We start from the raw sequence: 20451 nt of genomic DNA on the forward strand, positions 1-20451 counted from the left end.
TACTCCAGCAGCAACCGCCCGTACAATCCCAAGTCATTTCAAGTCCAAGCAACCGACAACGGCCTACCATGCGTACCAGTCAATATTTGCTCGCCACACAGAAAGAAACGCCTTCCGACGCGGTTGTGATCAGCCATCAGCTGATGCTGCGCGCCGGCATGATCCGCAAACTGGCCTCGGGCCTGTACACCTGGCTGCCCATGGGCTTGAAGGTGATGCGCAAGGTCGAGGCCATCGTTCGTGAAGAAATGAACGCCGCCGGCTCTCTGGAAGTGTTGATGCCGAGCACCCAACCGGCTGAACTGTGGCAGGAATCCGGACGCTGGGAAGAGTACGGCCCCGAGCTGCTGCGCTTCAAGGACCGTCATGGCCGCGATTTCTGCGCCGGCCCGACCCATGAAGAAGTCATCACCGACCTGATGCGCAACGAGTTGAGCAGCTATAAACAGCTGCCGCTGAACCTGTATCAGATCCAGACCAAATTCCGTGATGAAATCCGCCCACGCTTCGGTTTGATGCGCGGCCGTGAATTCATCATGAAGGACGCCTATTCGTTCCACGCCGACCAGGCGTCGTTGCAGGCGACCTACGACCGCATGCACCAGGCCTACTGCAACATATTCACGCGCCTGGGCCTGAAGTTCCGCCCGGTTGAAGCGGACAACGGCTCCATCGGCGGTGCCGGCTCCCACGAGTTCCACGTGCTGGCCGAATCCGGCGAAGACGACATTGCGTTCAGCAATGTTTCGGACTACGCGGCGAACGTCGAAAAAGCCGAAGCCGTACCGCGCGAAACCTCGCGCCCAGCCCCGGCAGAAGCGCTGCGCCTGGTCGACACCCCGGACACCAAGACCATCGCGGCCCTGGTGGAAAAATTCAGTCTGCCGATTGAAAAGACCATCAAGACCCTGATCGTGCGCGCCGAAGAAGAAGGCAAGCTGATCGCCCTGGTGATCCGTGGCGACCACGAGCTCAACGAAATCAAGGCAGCGCAGCAGCCTGGCGTGGCCAGCCCGCTGGTGATGGCCACCGATGCCGAACTGCGCGACGCCATTGGCGCCGGCGCCGGTTCCCTCGGCCCGCTGAACCTGCCGCTGCCGATCATCATCGACCGCTCGGTCGAGCTGATGAGCGACTTCGCTATCGGCGCGAACATCGACGACAAGCACTACTTCGGCGTGAACTGGGAGCGCGACCTGCCGGTTCCAAGCGTGGCCGACCTGCGCAACGTCGTGGCCGGCGACCCGAGCCCGGATGGCAAGGGCACCCTGGAAATCAAGCGCGGCATCGAAGTCGGGCATATCTTCCAGCTGGGCAACAAGTACAGCAAGGCGATGAAGTGCGAAGTGCTGGGCGAGAACGGCAAGCCGATCACCCTGGACATGGGCTGCTACGGCATTGGCGTTTCCCGTGTGGTCGCCGCCGCCATCGAGCAGAACAACGACGACAAAGGCATCATCTGGAGCGACGCCCTGGCGCCATTCCAGGTTGCGCTGGTGCCGTTGCGCTATGAAACCGAGCAAGTGCGCGAAGCCACCGACAAGCTGTATGCCGAATTGACGGCCGCCGGTTTTGAAGTGCTGCTCGATGACCGGGACAAAAAAACCAGCCCGGGCATCAAGTTCGCCGACATGGAACTGATTGGCATCCCGCACCGGATCGTGGTCAGTGACCGCGGCCTGGCCGATGGCAATCTGGAATACAAGAGCCGGACCGAAGCCGAAGCCCAACCGTTGCCGGTGGCTGACGTGCTGTCTTTCCTTCAGGCGCGTATTCGTCGCTGAAAACCAGATCAAGAGAAGTCATGTTCAAGCGAAACACCAGAGCCCTGGGGGGCGCCGCCTTGTGCGGCGCCCTGCTGGTCAGCGGCTGCGCCAACCAGATGTCGCAACGCAGTGAGCACGAGGAGCGGGTCGAGCGCAAGTTGCTCGACCACGGTCTGCAGATCGATGTCGGTGAGCCTAAAGTGCTGGAGCTGCCGCAACGTCGGGTTCGGATTCACGAGCAAAAGACGTTCGAGGTCACCGAATTCGACGTCACACGGCGTTACGACCGCTACACGCCCTACCAGCCCTGGCGCAAACTCTATGAGATGCCATTGGGTGCCGTTGCGTTGGTGGCCGGCGCGGGGGCCAATGTGGCGAATATCTTCGCCCTCGGCAACCTGCCTGCCAGTATGACGCGCGATTGGCTGAGCTACGGCGTGGACGGCATCAACCCATTCATGAACGTGCAATCCCATGGTCGTGCGCAGCAGAACCTCGCGGCTATCGATGAAGTCCAGCGTGACAAGCGCCTGGAATATTCGAGCCTGCCCTGGAGCGAACGCCCGGTACAGGTCACCGCCGGCAAACAGACCCATGAACTGACCACCGACCGCGACGGCGTACTGCGCCTGAATCTGTTGGACAGTCCGTTTGCCGAGCAGGACCTGAACCGCGTCACCACCTTGAAAATCAGCGTGGAAGACGGCCAGGACGATGTGCACACGGACTCTACCCTGGCGATCAGCAACACCCTGCGCGGCAAATTGCTGGAAGCCCATGGCCTGATCTATGACGATTTGGAAGACGACGAAGTCAACCAGTGGGTGCACCGGGTCAAGCGCCTCTCGGAGCTGGGCCTGGAAGAAGAAGCCAGCGAACTGGAGCAAAGCCTGATTGAACTGACGCGCAATGATCCGGAATTGCAGCAGGAGTTCTTGCAGGCACTGGCCAAGGATGCGGGGCGACTCGTCGCAGATCCTGGCGCGCGCTGATCCCAGGCTGTTTTTGTAGGAGCGAGCTTGCTCGCGAAAAACTCACACGCACCGCGTCCTTTCAGGAAACACGCGTTATCGTTGACGTTTTTCGCGAGCAAGCTCGCTCCTACAGGGGCATCCCGAGTTCTACCAGGAAAACTCGAGCTGCTCGTTACCACTGCTCAAATCAAGCAACCTCACCCCAATCCCCAACAACCGCACAGGCTTCCCACCACGGTTGAACGCCTGGGTCATCAGTTGTTCATAACTCTCCAGATCCCGCCCTGCCCCGGCCTGCTCCAAGGTGGTCTGGGTAAAGTCATGAAACTTGACCTTCACGAACGGCTTGCCTGCGCGGTAGCTGCTGTCGATACGCGCCATGCGCCCAGCCAGAGTGTCCATCAGCTCAGGCAGCTTGGCCAGGCAACTTGAAAGGTCCGGCAGGTCCACATCGTAAGTATTTTCCACACTGATCGATTGGCGTCGGCTGTCGTTCTGCACCACGCGGTCATCGATCCCACGGGCCAGGCTCCAGAGCCGTTCGCCAAAACTGCCGAATTCGCGCACCAGCGCCAGTTTGTTCCACTCGCGCAATTGCAGGCAGTCTTCAATGCCCAGGCGCGCCAGCTTGTCGGCGGTGACCTTCCCCACCCCGTGCAACTTACTCACGCGCAGCTGCGAGACGAACGCTTCGACCTGGTCCGGGGTAATCACGAACAGGCCGTTGGGTTTCTTCCAGTCGCTGGCGATCTTGGCCAGAAACTTGTTGGGCGCCACACCGGCGGACACAGTGATGTGCAGTTGATTGGACACGCGCCGACGAATGTCCTGGGCGATGCGCGTGGCACTGCCGCCAAAGTGCGGGCTGTCGGAGACGTCGAGGTAGGCTTCATCCAGCGACAACGGCTCGATCAGGTCGGTGTAGTCGCGAAAGATCGTCTGGATTTCCTTCGACGCTTCCTTATAGGCATCCATGCGCGGCTTGACGATCGTCAGGTCCGGGCACAGCTTCAACGCGTGACGCGATGACATCGCCGAGCGCACCCCGTAAGCCCGCGCTTCGTAATTGCACGTAGCGATTACCCCCCGCCGATCCGCCGAGCCGCCGACAGCCAAGGGTTTTTGCGCCAGGCTCGGGTCGTCGCGCATCTCGATGGCGGCGTAGAAGCAATCACAGTCGACGTGGATGATTTTGCGCTGCGTCATATAAACGGGGTGTGAACCAACGGATGGCCAGTATCGCATTCACCCCTGTATATAGCACCAGTAGTTTGAATCTTCCGTCTGAGCGGTAGGAAATATCCCAGGGGAATTTGTTTTTTCAATCGAATTCAACCTTCCAATAGAGCGCAAAGCCCTGGCCTGACTGGCTCCGCGCCCTTTCGACGCCCGCCTTGGAGAGCTAACCAATTGAACCACAAGCGCTTTTATTCGATTTCAGGGTTGACACACTCGCGTTCCTCTGTAGAATGCCGACACACAGACGCGGGATGGAGCAGTCTGGTAGCTCGTCGGGCTCATAACCCGAAGGTCGTCGGTTCAAATCCGGCTCCCGCAACCAAACATCAAAAAAGGCTACTCGAAAGAGTGGCCTTTTTTGTGCGCGCCTGTTTTTACCCCTCCCGTTGCTCGCGAAAAATTCAAGACACCGCTGGCTAATGAAGCGCTGCGTTATCGTTGGCGTTCTTCGCGAGCAAGCTCGCTCCTACAATGGAATGGGCGGTGCCAAGGCCTTGATTTTGAATAAAACCCACTTATTTGAGCCATTACCGCATTAACGGTTGACACCTCGGCGCTGGACTGTAGAATGCCGCACACAGACGCGGGATGGAGCAGTCTGGTAGCTCGTCGGGCTCATAACCCGAAGGTCGTCGGTTCAAATCCGGCTCCCGCAACCAAACATCAAAAAAGGCTACTCGAAAGAGTGGCCTTTTTTGTATCCGGTGAAAAAGTTCTTCTGAAACAATGGCATGGCATCTTTCATGAAACCGTAGACGGTTTGCAGAGTCCATCTCATTGCACGCTATGCTCAATGCTCAAGCGTTGCCCTCTACGACCAATGGCCGCAGTCGCCGCACTCGGTGATCCGCGTTAATATTTGTAATTATTTTGTCCATAGGGATTGGTAACTTGGCTGGATACCCCCATCCTGTCGCGCACAATCCACGAGGTGATTGATGCGCGCCAACTCGTCTGAACCACAAGACACTGTCACAGCGGAACAACCGATCCCTCCCACCCGTTTACGTTGGTTGGATCTGTTGAGCAAATACCGTCAGCCCATCGGCCTGGCCGTGACCTTGCTGCTGTTTGCCATTGCCCTGATCGCCTGCCGACACCTGTTGTTGGAGCTCGATCTCTACGCCCTCCACGACTCGATCCTGGAAGTGCCCAAGCCGGCCTTGCTCGGCGCGTTTGCGGCGGCGGTGGCCGGCTTCATCATTCTGTTGGGCTATGAATTCTCCGGCGCGCGTTATGCGGGCGTGAAACTGCCCGCCAAGACCCTGGCACTGGGGGGCTTCACCGCCTTCGCCATCGGCAACGCCATTGGCTTGTCGATGCTCTCGGGTGGCTCGGTGCGCTACCGTTTATATGCACGCCACGGCATTGGTGCGTCGGAAGTCGCCCACATGACCGTGTTCGCCAGCCTGGCGCTGGGCTGCGCATTGCCCCCCCTGGCCGCATTGGCCACGCTGAGCAACCTGCCGGCGGCATCGACTTATCTGCATGCGTCGCAAAGCCTGCTCGGCGGTGTTGCCGGCGCGGTGCTGCTGTTGTCGGCCATGCTGTGCATCGGCATCTATCGCCGTCGCCTGCCGGAACAACCCTACCCGGATAACCTGCTGGTCAAGGCCGGGCGTCGCACCCTGCGCCTGCCGGGCCGTCGCTTGACCTTCCTGCAGTTGGTCATCACCGCGCTGGATGTCGCCGCCGCAGCCACCGTCCTTTATCTGCTGCTGCCCGAAGCACCGCCCTTCGGCCCGTTCCTGCTGGTGTACCTGCTGGCCCTGGCCGCCGGCGTACTCAGCCATGTACCCGGTGGCGTAGGGGTTTTCGAAGCGATCCTGCTGGCGGCCTTCGCCGACAAACTCGGCGCTGCGCCACTGGCTGCCGCCCTGCTGCTGTACCGGATGATCTACGTGGTGTTGCCGCTGTTGATCGCCTGCATCTTCCTGCTGATCAACGAGGCCCAGCGCCTGTTCCAGACTCAGCAGAGCCTGCGCGTCGCCTCCGGCCTCGCGGCACCGGTGCTGGCCGTACTGGTTTTTTTGTCCGGCGTGGTCCTGCTGTTTTCCGGCGCCACGCCGGAGATCGATTCACGCCTGGAAAACATCGGCTTTCTGATTCCCCACCGCCTGATTGACGCGTCGCACTTCGGTGCCAGTCTGATCGGCGTGCTGTGCCTGTTGCTGGCCCAAGGCCTGCGTCGACGTTTGTCGGCGGCCTGGATGCTGACCATGGTGCTGCTGCTGGTAGGCGCCCTGCTCTCGCTGCTCAAGGGCTTCGACTGGGAAGAAGCCAGTCTGATGACCATGACCGCGATCCTGCTGGCGATCTTCCGACGCTCGTTCTACCGCGCCAGCCGCTTGACCGAACTGCCCTTCTCGCCGCTGTACCTGGTGGCCAGCGTGTGTGTATTGGGCGCGTCGATCTGGCTGCTGCTGTTCGCCTACCAGGACGTGCCCTACAGCCACCAGCTCTGGTGGCAGTTCACCCTCGATGCCAACGCCCCGCGCGGCTTGCGTTCATTGCTGGGCGCCGCCGTGCTGCTGGTGATCGTGTCGCTGACCTGGCTGCTGCGCACCGCACGCCCGATCATCCATCTGCCGACCCCGGAAGAACTCGAACGCGCTTCCAAGATCCTGATGGCCTCCTCGCAACCCGACGGCGGCCTGGCGCTGACCGGTGACAAGGCGTTGCTGTTCCACCCCAATGACGAAGCCTTCCTGATGTATGCCCGTCGCGGGCGCAGCCTGGTGGCCCTGTATGATCCGATCGGCCCGACCCAGCCGCGCGCCGAGATGATCTGGCAGTTCCGCGACCTGTGCGACATTCACCATGCACGGCCGGTGTTCTATCAAGTACGTGCCGAGAACCTGCCGTACTACATGGACATCGGACTCACCGCGATCAAGCTGGGCGAAGAAGCCCGCGTCGACCTGAAACGCTTTGACCTGGAAGCCAAGGGCAAAGAGATGAAGGATTTGCGCTACACCTGGAACCGTGGCACCCGGGACGGTCTGTCCCTGGAGATCTGCGAGCCGGGCACCGCGCCGATGGATGAATTAAAAGTTATCTCGGACGCCTGGCTTACCGGTAAGAATGTGCGCGAAAAAGGCTTCTCCCTCGGCCGCTTCAGCAACGACTACCTCAAGCACTTCCGTATCGCGATCATTCGCTTCGAAGGGCGCCCGGTGGCCTTTGCCAACCTGCTCGAGACGTACAACCATGACCTGGCCAGTCTCGACCTGATGCGCGCCCACCCGGACGCGCCGAAGCTGACCATGGAGTTCATGATGGTCGGCCTGATTCAACATTATAAGAGTCACGGCTACGCCCGCTTCAGCCTCGGCATGGTGCCGTTGTCGGGCCTGCAACCACGGCGTGGCGCGCCACTGACCCAACGCTTGGGCTCGATGGTGTTCCGCCGTGGCGAGCAACTGTATAACTTCCAAGGTTTGCGCCGCTTCAAAGACAAGTTCCAGCCTGACTGGGAACCCCGTTACATGGCCGTGCCCGCAGGACTTGATCCGCTGGTGGCACTGGCCGATACCGCCGCCCTGATCGCGGGCGGCTTGACTGGATTGGTGAAACGCTGATGATTCGACGCTCCTGGCGGTATGTATTGGCTGTTGTAGTGCTGCTCGCGCTGATCCTGGGCGGCGGCTACTGGTACTGGAACCGCCCTGCCCCACAGCCGACCCTGGAGCAAATGCCCCAGGCCGACGGCTCGGTGATGACCCGCGTAACCCCGGCCGGCAACGCCAAGGCCCGCGTGGCGGTGGCCGTGATGGCCGACGAAACCCTCACCGACAGCCAACTGATCGCCCTCAGCCAGGGTGGCTCGGCGCAGCTCGTTCAGGTGGTCCTGCCCAAGGACGACTGCAAGCTGCAGGAGCAAGCGCTGCAAAGCGCCCTGGCCCAGCTTAAAGGCCCGGCGACCCTGGTCAGCGGCATCGGCCCTGGCGCGGCGCTCGCCTGGCGCTGGCTGGCCACACAGAGCGACGACAAGGCCAACGCCATTTCCGTCGGCTTCGCCCTGAAACAGGAAGGCTGCAACGACCCGCTGCCGAAAACCGCCGCCCATGGCAACTGGCTGGTGGCGTGGAATGACAACCCTGACGATGAAAGCGCCAGCTTCGTACGTGACACACCGCGTGCCACCACCAGCATCAGCGACTACGACATTCATTACCCGCAAGTGCTGAACAACGAGCTGCGCAAGCAACTGGTGGGTTCGGACAACGGCGGCCTGGCGATTCCGGTGGTGGAAGTACCGGCCGGCCAGGCCAAGGACACCGTGACCCTGTTCCTCTCCGGTGACGGCGGCTGGCGTGACCTGGACCGTGACGTGGCCGGCGAAATGGCGAAGATCGGCTACCCGGTGGTCGGCATCGACACCCTGCGCTACTACTGGCAGCACAAGACCCCGGAACAAAGCGCCAAGGACCTTACCGAACTGATGCAGCACTACCGGCAGAAATGGGGCACCAAGCGCTTCGTGCTGACCGGTTATTCGTTCGGTGCCGACGTCCTGCCGGCCATCTACAACCGGATGCCGGCAAACGAACAGCAACGGGTCGACGCGATCATCCTGCTGGCCTTCGCCCGCACCGGCAGCTTCGAGATTGAAGTGGAAGGCTGGCTGGGCAACGCCGGCAAAGAAGCTGCGACCGGCCCGGAAATGGCCAAGCTGCCCCCTGAGAAAGTGGTGTGCATCTATGGCGCGGAAGAAGTCGACGAGAGTGGCTGCACCGACAAGACCGCCGTGGGCGAAGCGATGAAGCTGCCGGGCGGGCATCACTTCGATGAGAACTACCCGGCGCTGGCCAAGCGGTTGGTGGATATCATCGTCAAGCACCAGGCCAAGACCGAGTAATCCCAGGCTGTATACAAAACCAAATGTGGGAGGGGGCTTGACCCCGATAGCAGAGTGTCAGTCAATGATGTAGTGACTGATCCACCGCTATCGGGGGCAAGCCCCCTCCCACATTTGTATTGCATTGTCAGTTGGATCTAGCGCGGTTCGATATGCGCAATCATCAACTGCACCGTCTCATTCCCGCGAAACTCGTTCACATCCAGCTTGTAGGCCAACTCCACCCAGCGCACGGTCGGGTTCGGCCAGACTTCACGGTCTACCCCAAACGCAATGCCATCAAGCTTCACCGACCCGCACTCGCTCTTGAGCACCACTTTCAAGTGGCGCTCGCCGACCACCCGCTGCTCCACCAACTGGAACACGCCGTGAAACAACGGCTCGGGAAAGTGTTGCCCCCAAGGGCCGGCATGGCGCAGCGCGCGGGCCAGTTCCAGGTGGAACTCTTCCACCGCCAGGGTGCCATCGGAGAGCAGGCGGCCGGTGAGGTCTTCTTCGCGCAGTTGCCGACGCACTTCGGCATCGAAAGCCTCGGCAAACAAGGGAAAGTTCGCTTCGGGCAGTGTCAGGCCCGCCGCCATCGCATGACCGCCGTATTTGGCGATCAGGTTGGGATGCTGGCTGGCAACCACCGCCAGCGCGTCACGGATATGAAAGCCCTGCACCGAACGCCCGGAGCCTTTGAGCAGGCCATCGCCGGCATCCGCAAACGCAATGGTGGGACGGAAATAGCGCTCTTTCATGCGCGACGCCAGAATCCCGATTACCCCTTGGTGCCACTCCGGGTCGAACAGGCACAAACCGTAAGGCATTGACTCCACCGGCAAATCCTTGAGTTGCGCCAGGGCTTCGCGCTGCATGCCCTGCTCGATGGATTTACGGTCCTGGTTCATGCCATCCAGTTGTGCGGCCATTTCCCGCGCTGCGCCAACATCGGTGGTCAGCAGGCATTCGATGCCCAGGCTCATATCGTCCAGGCGCCCGGCCGCATTGAGCCGTGGGCCGAGAATGAAGCCCAGGTCGGTGGAGGTGATACGGGCATGGTCGCGCTTGGCCACTTCGAGGATCGCCTTGATCCCCGGCCGTGCGCGACCGGCGCGGATACGCTCCAACCCTTGATGCACCAGGATACGATTGTTGGCGTCCAGCGGCACCACGTCGGCGACGCTGCCCAGGGCCACCAGGTCGAGCAGTTCGCCAATGTTCGGCTGCGGACTTTTGTCATACCAACCCAGGCTGCGCAAACGCGCGCGCAGGGCCATCAGTACGTAGAAGATCACGCCCACACCGGCCAACGCCTTGCTGGGGAACGTACAGCCTGGCTGGTTCGGATTGACGATCGCGTCCGCCGCCGGCAGTTCGTCGCCCGGCAAGTGGTGATCGGTCACCAGCACCTTCAGCCCTGCCGCCTTCGCCGCCGCCACGCCTTCGACGCTGGAGATACCGTTGTCCACGGTGATCAGCAACTGCGGTTCGCGCTGCAGCGCCACCGCAACGATCTCCGGCGTCAGGCCGTAACCGTATTCGAAACGGTTGGGCACCAGGTAATCGACATGGGCCGCACCGAGCAGACGCAGGCCCAGTGTGCCTACGGTGCTGGCGGTGGCGCCGTCGGCGTCGAAGTCACCGACGATCAGGATGCGCTGGCGCTGCTCCAGCGCCGTCACCAGCAGGTCGACGGCGGCATCGATGCCCTTGAGCTGCTGATAGGGAATCAACCGCGCCAGGCTCTTGTCCAGCTCGGCTTCCGACTGCACCCCACGCGCGGCGTAGAGACGGGTCAGCAGCGGCGGCAATTCACCGAGGAATGGCAGGACGGCAGGCAAGGGACGGGGATCGATACGCATACGGGGGTGATGACTTCTCTACTGATTCAACGGATAAACGACAATTCAAAATTCAACAAAGATCAAATGTGGGAGGGGCGGTGCGACGATTCGACTTGCCCCCGATAGCAATCTATCAGCCAGCTTATCTGTAGCTGATCCACTGCCATCGGGGGCAAGCCCCTCCCACATTTTCAATCACGCCCGCCCACCAGCCACTGTAACTGCACTTCATGCTGGCCACGGTCATCGGTGACGAAGATCGTGCCTTCGCTGATCATCACATCCCACTTGATCACGCGCGGCATGTCCTTGGCCAGGACCTCCAGAATCTCCTGCGGCACGGCAGCGATATGCACGTTCTTCAGGTTATTCGCCACCGGCACCACCTTGCCTTCCCATACGCGCAGGCTGCCGTAGGCCAGCAGGCTGGTGCGTTCGGTGCGACGCGAGCACCAGGTCAGGCGGTCTGCATCCGGCTGGCCGACTTCGATCCAGTGCAACACCCGATCATCCAGGCTCTTTTCCCACAGGGCCGGCTCGTCGACATCCGACAGGCCACGGCCGAACGCCAATTGCTCGTTGTACCAGAGGGCGTAGGCCAGCAGGCGCACGGTCATGCGTTCTTCGGTTTCCGAAGGGTGGCGGGCGATGGTCTGTTTGACGCTCTCGTACACCGAACGGTCAAGGTCGGTGAGGTTGAGTTCGAATTTGTAGGTCGTGGACGGCTGGGCCATGAACGGGCTCTGGAGACAGGGAAAGGCGGCCAGTCTAACCGATGGCGAGGCCAATCAACGAATACTGCGCTGCATCCGTGCTGCTCGCCTATGTTAAAAAGCAGTACGTCACCGTCCCGCGCCCTTGAGGATCCCCATGTCGCTTAATGCCAAACCGCTTGCCGGACTGAAAGTCATCGAACTCGGTACCCTGATTGCCGGCCCGTTTGCCTCACGCATCTGCGCCGAGTTCGGCGCCGAGGTGATCAAGGTCGAATCCCCGGACGGCGGCGACCCCCTGCGCAAATGGCGCAAATTGTATGAAGGCACCTCGCTATGGTGGTTCGTGCAGGCGCGCAACAAGCAGTCGCTGACCCTCAACCTCAAGCACCCGGATGGCCTGGCGATCCTCAAGCAATTGCTCGCCGACGCCGACATCCTGATCGAAAACTTCCGCCCCGGCGTGCTGGAAAAGCTCGGCCTGAGCTGGGAAACCCTGCACGCCCTGAACCCAAGGCTGGTGATGGTGCGCCTCTCGGGCTTCGGCCAGACCGGGCCGATGAAGGACCAGCCGGGGTTTGGCGCGGTGGGCGAGTCCATGGGCGGCTTGCGCTACATCACCGGTTTTGAAGACCGCCCGCCCGTGCGCACCGGGATTTCCATCGGTGACTCGATTGCCGCGCTGTGGGCGGTGATCGGCGCGCTGATGGCCCTGCGTCATCGCGAGGTCAACGGTGGCTTGGGCCAGGTCGTGGACGTGGCGCTGTACGAAGCCATCTTCGCCATGATGGAAAGCATGATTCCCGAGTTCGACGTGTTCGGCTTCATTCGCGAACGTACCGGCAACATCATGCCCGGCATCACGCCGTCCTCGATCCACACCAGCGCCGACGGCAAGCATGTGCAGATCGGCGCCAATGGCGATGCGATCTTCAAGCGCTTCATGGCCGCCATCGGCCGCGACGACCTGGCGAACGATCCGGCGCTCGCCAGCAATGACGGGCGTGACACCCGCCGCGATGAGCTGTACGGGGTGATCGATCGCTGGGTCAACACCCTGCCGCTGGAGCAGGTCATGGCGCAACTGAACCAGGCCCAGGTGCCCGCCAGCCGCATCTACAGTGCCGAGGACATGCTGGGTGACCCACAATTCCTGGCCCGGGAAATGTTCCTCAGCGCGCAGCTGCCGGATGGCAAGGATTTCAAGATGCCGGGCATCGTGCCCAAACTGTCGGATACCCCAGGCAGCTGTGAATGGGTGGGGCCGCAATTGGGCGAGCACAACGGTGTGCTGCTCAACGCCCTGGGCTACGACGCGGTGGCCATTGAGCGCTTGCGCGCGGATGGCGCGATCTGAACCCTGAACCTGGGAGCGCCGCAATGCCAAATTCCAGGCAAAAAGAAACCCCGAGGAGTGGGGAGACAACTCGGGGTTAAACGTGATCTACAAAGACCAGTACAACAAGCCACAAACACCGGAGCACAATGTTTGCTCTTGCTGTTACAAACTCTGACCGGCCGTGTTGTAGGAAGTTTCGAAGGATAAATAATTCTTCATGCGCAGACCGGGGTGCGTGTCATGGCGGCGTTGCGCAGGGCTGCGATGACCGAGGGTTCAAGCCGACCTTCGGCGATTTTCAAATCACGCAGCAGGCAATCCACCACATCCACCAGGGCGCGCTTGTCGGTCAGTTGAGCGCGGTTAACTTCGCGCTCGACCATGATGGCGCCACCGGGATTTTTCACGGTCACCAGGCATTCGCCCTGCACACCAGCGGTGGTCAGCGTAACCAGATAAGGGCTCAGTGCTTCTTCGAGCAACAGGCTGATACTTTCCATCTCGATCACCACTCAATAGTTCGGGAACAATCGTTTCAACGGGTGCTGCATCTCTCCTAAGTGACTGGTCTTAACGTAGGAAAGTTCGCTTTTTCGTCTTTCAAGGGTTGTGCGGGGATGACGTGTCCAGCATGCGCTTGCAACATGACAGGTAAAAAACGGCGGCACATAACTGCTTACGCAATGGGTAGCGGTTTTGGGTGCGCCGGGCGCGCAGGCCAAGAGTGAATCCTATACTCGGTGAGCGCTGATCACTCCGCCGTGCAGGCAGAGTGCATGTCATAAGGCCCTTATTGCGAAGGATAAGATGATGTTGGAACACAATGAACAACAAGCCTCGATCGAGAAAATTCACGCGGACATATCACGCATCTATGCCGAACAACGCAAGTTCAACGCTGAAGTCCACAAGATAACCCGTGAGATTTTCTGGTACCCCGTAGGCATCGCAATAGGCTTCTTTACCGCTGTTGGTACGGTAATGGCGCTGGCGCATAAGCTACTCACGTAAACGATATGACTGCCGGGCCTGCCACAAACAAAAAACGCCGCTGACCCAGGGAAGGGAAAGCGGCGTTTTTGTCTACGCGGTATGCCTTACAGCGGCTTGCCCCGATTGCCATGCTGGCTGACAAACGCCTGCACAGCTTTCAGGTCGTTAGCCAGCACCGTGCAACGCTCTTCACGCTCGAACAGATCCGCCAGGTGCTGCGGCAGCTCCAGCGCCTTGCCAACACCGGCCTTTTCCACCGCTTCGGGGAATTTCACCGGATGCGCAGTGCCAAGAATCACCATCGGGATATCCAGGCTGCGACGGCACTCGCGGGCGGCCTTCACACCGATGGCGGTGTGCGGGTCCAGCAGCTCGCCGGTCTGCGCATAGACTTCAGCAATGGTTTGGCATGTCTGCGCGTCGTCCACGGCCAGGGAGTCGAACAGCTTGCGGGTTTCGGTCCAGCGCTCTTGCTCGACGCTGAAACCGCCACCTTGCTTGAAGCTGTTCATCAGCTCGGCCAACGCCGCGCCGTTGCGACCGTGCATGTCGAACAGCAGGCGTTCGAAGTTCGACGAGACCATGATGTCCATCGACGGCGACAGCGTGGCGTGCAGGGTTTCCTTGACGTACCCGTTACCGCTCATGAAGCGGTGCAGGATGTCATTGCGGTTGGTCGCGACGATCAACTGATTGATCGGCAGGCCCATGTTGCGCGCCAGGTAGCCTGCAAAGATGTCGCCGAAGTTGCCGGTCGGCACCGAGAACGACACCGAACGCGCCGGGCCGCCCAACTGCAGGGAGGCGTGGAAGTAGTAGACGATCTGGGCCATGATCCGCGCCCAGTTGATCGAGTTTACCGCCACCAGGCGCGTACCCTTGAGGAAGCTCTGGTCGGCGAAGCTGTTCTTGACCATTTCCTGGCAGTCATCGAAGTTGCCTTCAATGGCGATGTTGTGGATGTTCTCACCGAAAATGGTGGTCATCTGGCGACGCTGCACCTCCGATACGCGCTGGTGCGGGTGCAGGATGAAGATGTCGACGTGTTCGCAGTGCTTGCAGCCTTCAATGGCAGCCGAACCGGTATCACCGGACGTAGCGCCCATGATCACCACGCGCTCGCCGCGTTTTTCCAGTACGTAGTCGAGCAGGCGACCCAGCAATTGCAGGGCAAAGTCCTTGAACGCCAGGGTCGGGCCGTGGAACAACTCGAGTACCCACTCGTTACCGTTCAATTGGCGCAGGGGCGCGATGGCGCTGTGGGAGAACACGCCGTACGTCTCTTCGAGGATCTTCTTGAAATCCGCATCCGGAATGCTGCCGGTGACAAACGGGCGCATCACCCGGAACGCCAGCTCGTGGTACGGCAGGCCGGCCCAGGAAGCGATTTCTTCCTGGGTGAAGCGTGGCAGGTTTTCCGGCACGTACAGGCCGCCATCGGTGGCAAGGCCTGTGAGCAAGACGTCTTCAAAATTCAGGGCCGGTGCCTGGCCGCGGGTGCTGATATAACGCATGACTGGTTCCTCTAAACATTCCAGAACAGAGGCCGCCGAACGCACGGGGCCCCTTGGACAAATCGGTTAGTTCAAGTGTTCGACGCGAATCCGCACCACCGGGCCCACCACGCCCTGCAAGGCTTCCAGGGCGGCAATGGCATCGTTGATATGCTGCTCGAGCACGCGGTGGGTCAACAGGATCATCGGCACCTGGCCGTTCTGCTCCTCGACTTCCTTCTGCATGATCGATTCGATGTTGATCCCGCGCTCCGACAGGATGCTCGCCACCTGGGCCAGCACGCCGGGATGATCCTGGGCCTGGATGCGCAGGTAGTAGGCGCTTTCGCAGGCTTCGATCGGCAGGATCGGGTGGGCCGACAGCGAATCCGGCTGGAAGGCCAGGTGCGGCACGCGGTTTTCCGGGTCGCTGGTCATGGCGCGGACCACGTCCACCAGGTCGGCGATCACCGACGAAGCGGTCGGCTCCATGCCAGCACCGGCGCCGTAGAACAGGGTGGAGCCGGCGGCGTCACCGTTGACCATCACTGCGTTCATCACGCCGTTAACGTTGGCGATCAGGCGATCGGCCGGAATCAGCGTCGGGTGCACACGCAACTCGATACCGGCCGGGGTGCTGCGCGCCACACCGAGGTGCTTGATGCGGTAGCCCAGGGCTTCGGCGTAGTTCACGTCGGCGGTGGTCAGCTTGGTGATGCCTTCGGTGTAGGCCTTGTCGAACTGCAGCGGGATACCAAAGGCGATGGACGCCAGGATGGTCAACTTGTGGGCCGCGTCGATGCCTTCCACGTCAAAGGTCGGGTCGGCTTCGGCGTAACCCAAGGCCTGGGCTTCGGCCAGCACGTCTTCGAAGGTACGGCCTTTCTCACGCATTTCGGTGAGGATGAAGTTACCCGTGCCGTTGATGATGCCGGCAACCCAGTTGATGCGGTTGGCGGACAAGCCTTCACGAATCGCCTTGATCACCGGAATGCCGCCGGCCACCGCCGCTTCGAACGCCACGATCACGCCCTTCGCGCGCGCCCTGGCGAAGATTTCGTTCCCGTGCACGGCGATCAGCGCCTTGTTGGCGGTGACCACGTGCTTGCCGTTCTCGATCGCCTTGAGCACCAGCTCGCGGGCCACGGTGTAGCCGCCCACCAGCTCGATGACAATATCGATTTCAGGGTTGGTGGCCACGGCGAATACATCGTGGGTAATCGCAATACCGGTCGTTTCGAACTGAGGCTTTGGCGAACGCGTGGCAATCTGCGCCACTTCAATTTCACGCCCTGCACGGCGGGAAATTTCTTCAGCGTTACGCTGAAGTACGTTGAAGGTGCCGCCACCGACGGTCCCTAACCCACAGATGCCTACTTTGACCGGTTTCACTGAAGAACTCCCCATGAAACGGCCGACTCGAGGTCGGCCGTGGAACACAGCCGCGCAACCGCGGCTCTCAATTAATGACCCGCCGACGGTTCGGCGGATCATGCTCGTCGAAGGCTCGACGATTAATGCTTACTTGGCACCCAGTGCCAGTTTGGCAACTTGTGGTGCCGGCTGGTAGCCCGGAATCACCTGGCCGTCGGCCAAAACGATGGCCGGTGTACCGTTCACGCCGATGGACTGGCCCAGGGCGAACTGTTTGGAAACCGGATTGGCGCATTTGGCCGCCTTGATTTCCTTGCCGTCGACCATCTTGTCCATGGCCGCTTTCTTGTCGGCCGAGCACCACACCGCCTGCAACTGCTCATCGCCCGGCGAGCCCAGGCCCTGGCGCGGGAACGCGACATAGCGCACTTCCACACCCAGCTTGTTCAGCGCCGGCACTTCGGCGTGCAGCTTGTGGCAGTACGGGCAGGTGGTGTCGGTGAACACGGTGATGTGGGTCTTGGTCTCGCCGATGGCGGGATACACCACGGTTTCAGCCACCGGAATACCGTTGATCAGCTTGGACACGCCCAGGCGCTCGGCTTTCTCGGTCAGGTTGACCGGCTTGCCGTCCTTGAGCTGGAACAGGTAGCCCTGCACGATGTACTGGCCGTCGGCACTCGCGTACAGCACACGGCTGCCCTTGAGCTTGACTTCGTACAGGCCGGCCATGGGGCTGGCGCTGATGCTTTCGATGGGGGTGTCGAGTTGCAGGTTGACCAGGCTCTTGCGAATGGCCTGCTCGGCCGCATCGTCGGCGACGGCAAAGGTGGAAACCAGCGCAATGGCTGCGGCGGCAATAATCTGGGTCAAGCGCATGGAAACTCCTGAAGGCAGATGCAGGGACGGGTGCAGGCACGCCGATTGGAAACTGGGGTGTGGACCGTCGCCTTTGCGAACCGGCAAAGCCTACCACAGTTGGGCCGCAGGGCAGCCCGCAGCCGGACAAATTGGGATTTTTCAGCCGCGCGGATGGTGCTTGGCGTGCATTTCCTGCAAGCGCGCCCGTGCCACGTGGGTGTAAATCTGGGTGGTGGACAAGTCGCTATGCCCGAGCAGCATCTGCACCACACGCAAATCCGCGCCGTGGTTGAGCAAATGCGTGGCGAACGCATGGCGCAAGGTGTGGGGCGACAGCGTCTTGCCGATCCCGGCGACCTTGGCCTGGTGCTTGATGCGGTGCCAGAAGGTCTGGCGGGTCATCTGTTCGCCGCGCAGGCTGGGGAACAGCACATCGCTGGGGCGGCCACCGAGCAGCTCGTGGCGCGCATCGCGCATGTAACGCTCGACCCACACAATCGCTTCCTCACCCATCGGCACCAGGCGCTCCTTGCTGCCCTTGCCCATCACCCGCAACACGCCCTGGCGCAGGTTGACCTGTTCCAGGGTCAGGCTGATCAGCTCGGTGACCCGCAGCCCGCAGGCGTAGAGCACTTCCAGCATGGCGCGATCGCGCTGGCCGATGGCCTCGCTGAGATCCGGCGCGGCCAACAGCGCCTCCACGTCAGTTTCCGACAAAGATTTAGGAAGAGGCCTACCTAATTGCGGCATATCGACTTGTAGAGTTGGATCGGTTGCGATGAGTTTTTCACGCAACAGATAGCGATAAAAGCCACGCACACCGGAGAGAAATCTCGCGGTGGATCGCGGTTTGTAATGTTGCTCGAGGCGCCAGGCCAAGTGATCGAGGATCAGCTCGCGCCCGGCATTGATCAGCTCCAGGTCTTTCTCCTGCAACCAGCCGTTGAACAGGGCCAGGTCGCTGCGGTAGGCCTGGCGAGTGTTGTCCGAGAGGCCCTTTTCCAACCAGAGGGCGTCAAGGAAGCGGTCGATCAGGGGGTGGTCAATGGCGGGCATGGTTACTCAAGCGGCGCGGCACGGGGCTTGGCGCCATTTTATTTAGTGAACTGTGGCAAGGGCCACTAGTCTTTCATAGCCCGCTACTTCTAGGAACAGGAAGCTTTAATGAACGAACAACAGATCTTGTTGGCTTTCGGCGGTATCGGTGTGGCCGCGCTCGGCTGCCAATGGCTGGCCTGGCGCCTGAAATTGCCGGCGATTCTGTTTCTGTTATTGAGCGGAATTCTGGCGGGGCCGGTACTCGGCTGGCTCGACCCGCAGGAAATGTTCGGCCCGTTGCTGATGCCATTGGTGTCGCTGGCCGTCGCATTGATCCTGTTTGAAGGCAGCCTGACGCTGCACCTGTCGGAATGGAAGGAAATCGGCAGCGTGGTGCACCGGCTGGTGACGATTGGCGCGCTGACGACTTGGGCGGTGATTACCCTGGCAACCCACTGGCTGCTGGGTTTCGACTGGATGCTGGCGCTGCTGTTCGGCACCCTGACGCTGGTCACAGGCCCGACCGTCATCGTGCCCATGCTGCGCGTGGTGCGCCCGAAAACCTCTATCGCCAATATCCTGCGCTGGGAAGGCATTGTCATCGACCCTATCGGTGCGCTGCTGGCGGTGGTGGTCTACAGCTTTATCATCGCCAGCGCATCGGGCGATGGCCTGAGCCACAGCCTGCTGACCTTTGGCGGCGTGATCCTGTGCGGCAGCCTGTTCGGGATTGTCGGGGGCTGGGTACTGGGTTTGGTCATGCGTCACCAGTGGTTGCCGGAATACCTGCATAACCTGGCAACCCTGGCGGCGGTGCTGGGGGTGTTCATCGCCTCCAATGAGGTGATGCATGAATCCGGCCTGCTGGCGGTGACGCTGATGGGCATGTGGATGGCCAATATGAAGGGCGTGGACGTGCGTCACATCCTGCACTTCAAGGAGAACCTCAGCGTATTGTTGATTTCCGGCTTGTTTATACTGCTGGCGGCGCGCCTGGACCTGAATGCACTGATCGCCCTGGGGCCGTTCGTGCTGATTCTGCTGCTGATCATTCAGTTCATTGCGCGCCCGTTGAACGTTGCAGTGTCGACCGTCGGCTCGAAGCTGAACTGGCGCGAACGCGCACTGCTGGCCTGGATCGCCCCACGCGGGATTGTGGCCGCGGCGGTGTCGGCGATTTTTGCGATCCGCCTGGATGAAGCCGGACACGAAGGCGCGTTGTTGCTGGTGCCGCTGACGTTTGCGGTGATTATCGGTACCGTGGTGCTGCAAAGCGCGACTGCACGCCCTCTGGCCCGTTTGCTGAAAGTAGCCGAGCCTGCGCCAAGCGGCTTTCTGATCGTCGGCGCGAACGGCCCGGCCCGTATCCTCGGCAAAGCCCTGCAACAGCTGGGCAGCCGCGTGCTGCTGACCGACTCAAGCTGGGAAAACATTCGCGCCAGCCGTATGGAAGGGCTGCCGACTTACTTCGGCAACCCGGCGTCACAGCATGCCGAGTCCCATCTGGACCTGGTCGGTCTCGGGCATTTGCTCGCGCTCTCCCCGTCCGGCGAATTGAATACCCTGGCCACCATGCGCTTTCGTCATGACTTCGGGCATCGCCTGTTCGCCCTGGCCAATAGCCAGGAAAGCCGTCGCACCGACAAGCACCGGGCCAGCGGCGAGCATCGTGGGCACTTGCTGGGCAGCCAGCCGCTGAGCTACACCAAGCTCGCCAGTTTGCTGGGGCAAGGCGCCGAGCTGTACACCACCCACCTGACCGATGGGTTTGGCTGGAGCGACTATCAGGCACTGCATGAGGAACGAGCGACACTGCTGTTTGCCCGCGATAACAGCGGCTGGGTGCATGTGGTCACGCCAGAGAGCGATTTGAAACCGCTGGCGGGATGGACGTTACTGGCAGTCATTCAGCCAGGTCAGACCCAGGATCGCACTGCATAAATCGCAGGCACAAAAAAGCAGCCCGCAGGC

15 protein-coding genes and 2 tRNA genes are annotated in these 20451 nt (G+C 61.0%); 9 read left to right on the forward strand and 8 right to left on the reverse strand.

Annotated elements, in window-relative coordinates; genetic code table 11:
- Positions 1-68 precede the first annotated feature (68 nt).
- Positions 69-1784 carry a proline--tRNA ligase gene (locus TU82_RS14790; RefSeq protein WP_057723904.1) on the forward strand — a complete coding sequence of 572 codons (1716 nt, stop codon included), beginning with the start codon at positions 69-71 and terminating at the stop codon, positions 1782-1784.
- Between the two features lie 20 nt (positions 1785-1804).
- Complete coding sequence (locus TU82_RS14795) at positions 1805-2758, forward strand: hypothetical protein (protein WP_057723905.1); 954 nt, start codon at positions 1805-1807, stop codon at positions 2756-2758.
- 129 nt (positions 2759-2887) lie between these two features.
- Here TU82_RS14795 and dinB read toward each other — a convergent pair whose 3' ends face one another.
- Complete coding sequence (gene dinB / locus TU82_RS14800; protein ID WP_057723906.1) at positions 2888-3946, reverse strand: DNA polymerase IV; 1059 nt, start codon at positions 3944-3946, stop codon at positions 2888-2890.
- A 278-nt stretch (positions 3947-4224) separates the two neighbouring features.
- On the opposite strand from dinB, the gene TU82_RS14805 reads away from it, so the two are divergent.
- The 4 genes from TU82_RS14805 (at position 4225) to TU82_RS14820 (ending at position 8840) form a co-directional block, all read left to right on the forward strand.
- A tRNA-Met gene (locus TU82_RS14805) sits at positions 4225-4301 on the forward strand.
- Between the two features lie 260 nt (positions 4302-4561).
- Positions 4562-4638: transfer RNA gene (locus TU82_RS14810), tRNA-Met, on the forward strand.
- A gap of 279 nt (positions 4639-4917) precedes the next feature.
- Entirely contained in the window at positions 4918-7560 is a 2643-nt protein-coding gene (gene mprF / locus TU82_RS14815; RefSeq protein WP_057723907.1) for a bifunctional lysylphosphatidylglycerol flippase/synthetase MprF, read from the forward strand.
- On the forward strand, positions 7560-8840 hold the full coding sequence (locus tag TU82_RS14820; RefSeq protein WP_057723908.1) for a virulence factor family protein: 1281 nt from the start codon (positions 7560-7562) through the stop codon (positions 8838-8840). The genes mprF and TU82_RS14820 overlap by 1 nt, the downstream gene beginning before the upstream one ends.
- Positions 8841-8977: 137 nt before the next feature.
- Here TU82_RS14820 and recJ read toward each other — a convergent pair whose 3' ends face one another.
- Positions 8978-10687, reverse strand: coding sequence for a single-stranded-DNA-specific exonuclease RecJ (gene recJ / locus TU82_RS14825; protein ID WP_057723909.1), 1710 nt, complete (start codon positions 10685-10687; stop codon positions 8978-8980).
- A gap of 173 nt (positions 10688-10860) precedes the next feature.
- Complete coding sequence (locus TU82_RS14830; RefSeq protein ID WP_057723910.1) at positions 10861-11403, reverse strand: YaeQ family protein; 543 nt, start codon at positions 11401-11403, stop codon at positions 10861-10863.
- 136 nt (positions 11404-11539) lie between these two features.
- Here TU82_RS14830 and TU82_RS14835 point away from each other — a divergent pair, with 136 nt between their 5' ends.
- A complete protein-coding gene (locus TU82_RS14835; protein ID WP_057723911.1) occupies positions 11540-12739 on the forward strand; it encodes a CaiB/BaiF CoA transferase family protein in 1200 nt (399 codons plus the stop codon).
- A gap of 197 nt (positions 12740-12936) precedes the next feature.
- On the opposite strand, the gene TU82_RS14840 is transcribed toward TU82_RS14835, so the two are convergent.
- Entirely contained in the window at positions 12937-13221 is a 285-nt protein-coding gene (locus tag TU82_RS14840; RefSeq protein WP_057723912.1) for a DUF3509 domain-containing protein, read from the reverse strand.
- A 310-nt stretch (positions 13222-13531) separates the two neighbouring features.
- Between TU82_RS14840 and TU82_RS14845 the strand changes: the two genes are divergently transcribed.
- A complete protein-coding gene (locus TU82_RS14845; protein ID WP_057723913.1) occupies positions 13532-13732 on the forward strand; it encodes a hypothetical protein in 201 nt (66 codons plus the stop codon).
- Positions 13733-13818: 86 nt separating this feature from the next.
- On the opposite strand, the gene thrC is transcribed toward TU82_RS14845, so the two are convergent.
- From thrC to xerD, 4 genes are all read right to left on the reverse strand, one after another.
- Complete coding sequence (thrC, locus tag TU82_RS14850; protein ID WP_057723914.1) at positions 13819-15228, reverse strand: threonine synthase; 1410 nt, start codon at positions 15226-15228, stop codon at positions 13819-13821.
- A gap of 66 nt (positions 15229-15294) precedes the next feature.
- On the reverse strand, positions 15295-16599 hold the full coding sequence (locus TU82_RS14855) for a homoserine dehydrogenase (protein ID WP_057723915.1): 1305 nt from the start codon (positions 16597-16599) through the stop codon (positions 15295-15297).
- 129 nt (positions 16600-16728) lie between these two features.
- Positions 16729-17460 carry a thioredoxin fold domain-containing protein gene (locus TU82_RS14860; RefSeq protein ID WP_057723916.1) on the reverse strand — a complete coding sequence of 244 codons (732 nt, stop codon included), beginning with the start codon at positions 17458-17460 and terminating at the stop codon, positions 16729-16731.
- A gap of 141 nt (positions 17461-17601) precedes the next feature.
- Positions 17602-18498, reverse strand: coding sequence for a site-specific tyrosine recombinase XerD (xerD, locus tag TU82_RS14865; protein ID WP_057723917.1), 897 nt, complete (start codon positions 18496-18498; stop codon positions 17602-17604).
- 108 nt (positions 18499-18606) lie between these two features.
- Here xerD and TU82_RS14870 point away from each other — a divergent pair, with 108 nt between their 5' ends.
- Entirely contained in the window at positions 18607-20421 is a 1815-nt protein-coding gene (locus TU82_RS14870) for a cation:proton antiporter (RefSeq protein WP_057723918.1), read from the forward strand.
- Positions 20422-20451: the final 30 nt, after the last annotated feature.

This window comes from Pseudomonas orientalis (genome assembly GCF_001439815.1).
Lineage (GTDB): Bacteria > Pseudomonadota > Gammaproteobacteria > Pseudomonadales > Pseudomonadaceae > Aquipseudomonas > Aquipseudomonas orientalis.